We start from the raw sequence: 5,906 nt of genomic DNA, 5'->3' as shown, positions 1-5,906 counted from the left end.
CAGTTTTGCCTGTCGGTGAATGCAACCGTTGCGGGCATCTTGACCCGACAAGCCAGTTTGTTCTTGCGCCGGAGGTGCTACGAAGTCAAACCACGCAGCATTGCCGAAACAAAAAACATCTCAATCAGTTAACAGGCAAATGTGTGGCAAGGGCGTCGTGGAAGCGACGCATCTGCCGTTATTTGCGCGCCAGCAGCGCCTTGACCAGTTTTTCGTCGACCGTGCCGGTCGCCGGCAGCTTGTTGTCGGTCTGGAAAGCCATGATCGCGGTCTTCGTCTTCTGGCCCATCCTGCCGTCGGCGTCGCCTGCATCGTAGCCATTCTTGTTGAGAATGCGTTGGATGTTCTCGACGGCCTTCTTCATGTCGACGCTGGCGGTCGTCTGCGGCGCGCCGTCCTGCCACGATTCGGGAATGTCGACCGAATTGGCTGCCGCATCCAGCGGCTTGGCCTTCCACAGTTCGGCCGCGGCACGGGCGCGTTCGAGCTGCTCGGGCCGCATCGCATTGGCGATCTCGTCACGCTTGGCCGCCGCATCCTTGTCGCCGGTCTTGGCGACGAGCGCGAACCATTTGTAGGATTCCTCGAGGTTCTGCTTCATGCCGACGCCCTTGGCGGCGAGGATGCCGAGGTTGAACTGGCTGTCCTTGACGCCGACGTCTGCCGCCGCCTGGAACCAGTGCGCGGCCGACTCATTGTCGGTGACGCCATCCGCGGCCATGGCGAACAGCACGGCCAGGTTGTGCATGGCGCTGGCGTTGCCCTGCTCGGCGGCGAGCTGGTACCAGGTCTTCGCCTTCTTGATATCGCGCGCGACGCCAATGCCCTTCTCGAAGAAATTGCCGATGCGGTATTCGGCCGGCGCGAAGCCGAGTTCGGCCGACTTCTCGTACCATTTGGCGGCTGCCGCCATGTCTTCCTTGACGCCACGCGACTCGGCGTAGCGCGAACCGACCTCGAACAACGCCTTGGCGTCGCCGCCGGCAGCGGCATCGCGCAAGGCGAGCGGGCCGACGTCGGTGGGAATGTCGAACTTGGCGGTGGCTGCCGCCGGCGAAGTGTCGGCCGGTGGAACCGCTCCCGTGGTGTCCTTGGCGGTGTTCGGCTCGGCCGTCACAGGCCCGGTATCGGCATCGGTCGCTTCCGCGGCGACCGGGGCCGGACCAGCCGGGAGCGCAGCAGCCGAAGCTGTCATGTCGGGTGCCGTCGGGCTTGCGTCGGCGGGTGTCGCCGAAGCAACAGGCGCAGGAACCGGCTGGGCTGTCGGTGCCGCATCCATCGAAGGCTCGATGCTTGGCGGCGTGGCCATCGTGCCTTGCGCGGCCATGTCATCCTTGGCTGCCGGTTCGGACGGCTCGGCCTGTCTGACGGAACGGGTCGGCGCGCTTTCCACGGACTGCGGCTGAACGTCCGCCTTCGGCTGGCTAGCCGCATCGACCGAGGCGGTTTGCACCGGTTGCGAGGCGACGATCGGCGCGGCGTCGTTGCTTGCCACCTGCGCCGGATCGGCGAAGAAGGCCTTTCCCAGTTGCAGGCCGGCGAGCGCCAGCATGATCGCGGCGGCCGCCATCAGGATCGGCTTGCGCCGCGCCTTGAGCAGATCGCCGATCCGCAGTGCCTTCACGGGTCCGGTCATCGTCGACTGGCGCTTCAGTGCATCGGCCTCGGCGGCCGCCGCTTGCGCCGCGCGCCGCGCTGCGGCGATGAAATCCGATTTTGCGGCATCGGTGTCGCTTGGCTTGGCCGGCTGGCCGCGCTCGTCGCGCACGCGCTTCATGATGGCATTGAGGTCAGGTGCGCCGGAGCCGGGCTCCAGCGGCCGATTGGCCAATTTTGGGTCCAGCGGTTCGTCGAGGTCGACGCTCGGTGTCGGGGCAATCGGCGCCGAGCCGGCCAGCGGCGGAATGTCGGCCTCCTTCTTGCCCCTGAATGCACGTGCCAGCCCGCCGAACAACGATTTGCGGCCGCCTGCCTGTTCGCTTTTCTCGGCGATGGTATCGGAACTGAGGGCAGCCAGGGCCGCGGCAGCGGCGGCTTCGGCTGGTGAGCGCGTGCCCACGCCGCCACGCATATCCAGGTCGCCACGCGTATCCAGGTCGCCACGCATGCCCGGATCATTGCGCAGGATAGCGGCGGCGCGGCCATCGAGATCGGCCATGTCCCCGGTCAGCGGCATCGGCTGATCGATATCCATTGACGGTGCCTCGACGGCCATCTTGGACCGCCGCGCACCGCGCCGGCCGGCGGGTCCGACCGCAGCCGCATCCAGGAGTTCGCTCACCGCCTCGACCGGTTCGCCGGGTTCCAGCGAACCCAACCGGTCGACGATCTTGAGCAGCGTGTCGTGGATGGCTTCGAACGTTCTCGAATTGCGCTCGTCCGAGCGCCGCGTCAGCGTTTCGAGTGTCTTCAGATCCTGGGCGAGGCCGGAAACGGCTGTCGTGTTGGCGCTCGAACCGGCCAGCGAACGCACCGCGTTCTCGGCTGCTTCGCGCGCCGCGCCGAGGATGGAATCGCGGGTTCCGGACAGCGACTTCTCGATCTCGTCGAGACGCGGGCTGATGTCCTCGAATTCCGGCAGCGGCGTGCTGGGCCTTGAAAGGTGGGCGGACAGGCCGGCGACCTGCGCCTCCAGGCTGCGGATCAGCGCCGGATCGATGCCGGCCACCTGCGCGGCCGATGCGTCCAGCCGGCTTGAAATGTCTTCGAGCCGGCTTTCCAGGCCGCGGATCGCGGCTTCGCCTGCGGGATCGGGAACACGCGTTTCCAAGCGCTTAGCCAGCGCGGTGAAGCGGGCGTCGATGGCTTCCATGATGCCGGCGCTGTCGACATGCGGCATGCGCTGGTCCAGCCTGTCGGCCACCTCGTCCAGCCGCCGCTCGAGATCGCGGAATAGCATGTTGCCCTGTTCGATGGCGTCGCCCTGGCGACGTTCCATCATGCTCGACAGCACGTCGAAGCGTTGCTCCAGGCCATGGAAGATATAGTCGGCGTCGGGCATGGCAGGCGCCTGGTCGATCTTGTCGGCAATGAGCGCGATCTGCTTGGCCAGGCGCTCCATCGCCTGCTCGGGCAGGTTGGCGCGGCCGGCGAGCTCGTCGACACGGCTCGACAGGGTGCTCAGCCGGTCCATGACAGCGTTGCCCGGGCGGTCCTGCGCGACTTCCTCGATCTGTTGGGCAAGCGAGTCGATCCGCTTCTCGATGCGCTCGAAAGCCTCGTGGTCGAAAGAATTGGCTTGCGCGGCGACCGTCGAGGCGACGATGGCGCGGGAGATCTCGTCCAGCCGCTCGTCGATCATGCCAAGCGTGTCGCTGCCACGATTGTCCTGCTGGCTGGCGAAATGATCGACGGCGCCGGCAAGCGTGCGGACCTTTTCCTCGAGCGAGCGCAGCGACAGCGATTCCGGCAGATTGTTGACGGCGTTGCTGATCTGCTCCAGCCGGTCGGTCAGCATTGATAGGCCGGGGTCGTCGGAGCGCTTGCGCTGATCGGCGTCGACGCGGTCCTCGAAGGCCGTCCAGCGGCGATCGAAATCGTCCCAGCGGCGGTCGACCTTCTGCACGCTCTCCTCGCGCGCCAGCGTGTCGAGCGCGGCCTTGACCTGTTCGAGCTCGAGCCGCAGCATGTTGACGCTTCTGTCGTCGCTCTTCTCGGCCAGTGTCTGGATGGCGCCGGAGAGCCGTTCGAATTCAAGGCCGAGTTCGGCGCTGCCCTTGGCCGAGGTGCCCGGCCTGGCGCCCGACTGGAAAGCCCGCTCGATGTCCTTGCGCAGCGCTTCGAATTCCCGCTGCAGCCCAGCCGTCATCTGGTGGCGCAGTTCCTCGCGCATGCCGCGCAACTCGCCGGCGATCTTGCCGACCATGGCAACGCCGTCCTCCTGGCCACGCACGCGATCGATGTCGCGGGCGATGGCCTGGCAATTCTGCCCGAAGGCGGCGGCGGGCGGCGGCGGGCTCGTCGGGCGCGGCGCCGGCTGCGGATCCTCGTACCACCGCTGCTGGCTGGAGGGTTGGCCAGAGGGTTGGGCTGCTGGATAGCGCGCATCGGCCCCGTATTGGCGGGGCTCGGGCCGTGCCATCGGGTCCTCGCGCGTACGCTCCAGCCGCTGCTCCAGCGTTTCGAGGGAACGGTTCAACTGCTCGAGCGTGGTCTGCGGCCTGCGCTGCCTGCCGGCGTTGAGTGTATCGAGGTAGGACCGCTTGCTGTTCATCGGTGCGTCCGTCTTTCAGATTGGCTGGCTCGCGGCCAGTTCCCCCAAGTCCCTGTCGGAACGAGGCGACAGCGGCTATGCCGCGGTGGAAGACGAGCTTCCCGGGCTCTCACCCGCGCTCCGAAAAACCGTGAAAAATTCGATACAGGATAACCACGGGTAGCCGACGCGCCCACATTTCGCCCAACGTGGTAAACAACGCGTTAACCAAACTTAAGAAGTTGCAAGGATGTCGGATGCCGGCAGCACGGTGCGGCATAACGCTCGCCGCGCAGAACGCCCTTGCGTCATGAGGCGGCTATCGGTATAGAATTGACGTAAACGTAAAAGGCGCCCTGAGCGTGCTGTTTGCGATTTGTTTGTTGAAACCACGACCGGAAGCAAGCCCCCGCTTCCAGTCAGGCGACGCACGGTCCAGGACCGCGACGCCACCAGATGGGGAAAGCCAGTGACCATGAAGCTTATCTCGGCCGGCGAGACCGCGGCCAATACCAACAATATGTCTGTCGAAACCGGCGAGGACCTTGTACGCATCGGTGAGATGGCCAAGAAATATGGAGTGACGCTGCGCACGCTGCGTTTCTATGAAGACAAGGGCCTGCTTAACCCGCAGCGCGACGGTTCGACCCGTCTCTACACGCGCCGCGACAAGGCCCGGCTGAAGCTGATCCTGCTTGGCCGCAAGGTTGGGTTCTCGCTGCGCGACGTCAAGCAGATGATGGACCTCTACGATCCGACCGGCTCCAACACCAAGCAGCTGCGGCTGGCGCTGGACAAGTCGGAAAAGCAGCTTGCCCGGCTGCAGAAGCAGCGGGCGCTGATTGATGACGCCATTAACGAGCTGAGCGGCTCGATGTCGGCGGTGCGCCAAATGCTGGCCGAGCGTTCGGCGCCGCAGGCGAGCGTCGCGGGCTAATTCATCCGCTGACTGTCTGACTATCAAAGCCGCGCGGCAGGGCCACGCGGCTTTTCGTCGTCTTGGCCGCGGCCCAATGCAGCCTCTCGCCGCTAGCTTGTGCAACGCCTCGCCGCTACGTTCACCGCGCGGTGGGCGGGAAATCTTGTCGCATCGAAAAAATTGACGTTTACGCAAACGTCAATTTTTGCTATCCCGCTCGCAACATGGGTCCGCATGCCACCCTTGGTAGACTTCGGGGGCATTCGGACAGGTCTGCAGGGTGGAGGAAAGCATGCCGACATACAGGGCTCCGGTCCAGGATACGCTGTTCGTGCTCAACGAGGTGCTAGGCTATCAGCGCTATTCGAACCTTCCCGGATTTGCCGACGCCACGCCCGATGTACTGGAGGCTATCCTCGCCGAAGGCGCCAAGCTCGCCGAAAACGTCATGCATCCGCTGAACCGTGTCGGCGACATGGAAGGCTGCGTGCGCCATGACGACGGCTCGGTGACGACGCCGAAAGGTTTCAAGGAGGCCTTCGGCCAGTATCGCGAGGGTGGCTGGATGGGTCTGGCCGCACCCGTCGAGTTCGGCGGCCAGGGCCTGCCCTATGCGGTGCACACCGCCGTTGCCGAATATATGGTGTCGGCCAACATGTCGCTGATGATGTATCCGGGCCTGACGCAGGGCGCGATCGCGGCGATCATCACCCACGGCACCGACGAGCAGAAATCCAAATGGCTGCCGAAGATGGTTGAGGGTGCCTGGACCGGCACCATGAACCTGACCGAGCC

3 protein-coding genes are annotated in these 5,906 nt (G+C 65.2%); 2 read left to right on the top strand and 1 reads right to left on the bottom strand.

What is annotated here, in order from left to right; translation table 11 throughout:
• Window positions 1–178: 178 nt before the first annotated feature.
• Entirely contained in the window at window positions 179–4,213 is a 4,035-nt protein-coding gene (locus tag ACXJ7R_RS22765; RefSeq protein WP_457153817.1) for a peptidoglycan-binding protein, read from the bottom strand.
• Between the two features lie 454 nt (window positions 4,214–4,667).
• Between ACXJ7R_RS22765 and ACXJ7R_RS22760 the strand changes: the two genes are divergently transcribed.
• Both ACXJ7R_RS22760 and ACXJ7R_RS22755 read left to right on the top strand, forming a co-directional pair.
• On the top strand, window positions 4,668–5,129 hold the full coding sequence (locus ACXJ7R_RS22760) for a MerR family transcriptional regulator (protein WP_095082335.1): 462 nt from the start codon (window positions 4,668–4,670) through the stop codon (window positions 5,127–5,129).
• A gap of 274 nt (window positions 5,130–5,403) precedes the next feature.
• Window positions 5,404–5,906 (top strand): acyl-CoA dehydrogenase family protein (locus ACXJ7R_RS22755; RefSeq protein WP_457153816.1); only part of this gene is annotated, 503 nt, incomplete at its 3' end.

It is taken from the genome of Mesorhizobium sp. P5_C1 (assembly GCF_054049815.1).
The sequence above is the reverse complement of the archived record's forward strand: the minus strand, read 5'-3'. Positions and strand labels throughout refer to the sequence as shown.

Excerpts from the sequence above, each read along its gene's own strand:
- ACXJ7R_RS22765 (WP_457153817.1), bottom strand. The coding sequence starts at position 4,213 with ATGAACAGCAAGCGGTCCTACCTCGATACACTCAACGCCGGCAGGCAG.
- ACXJ7R_RS22760 (WP_095082335.1), top strand. The coding sequence starts at position 4,668 with ATGAAGCTTATCTCGGCCGGCGAGACCGCGGCCAATACCAACAATATG.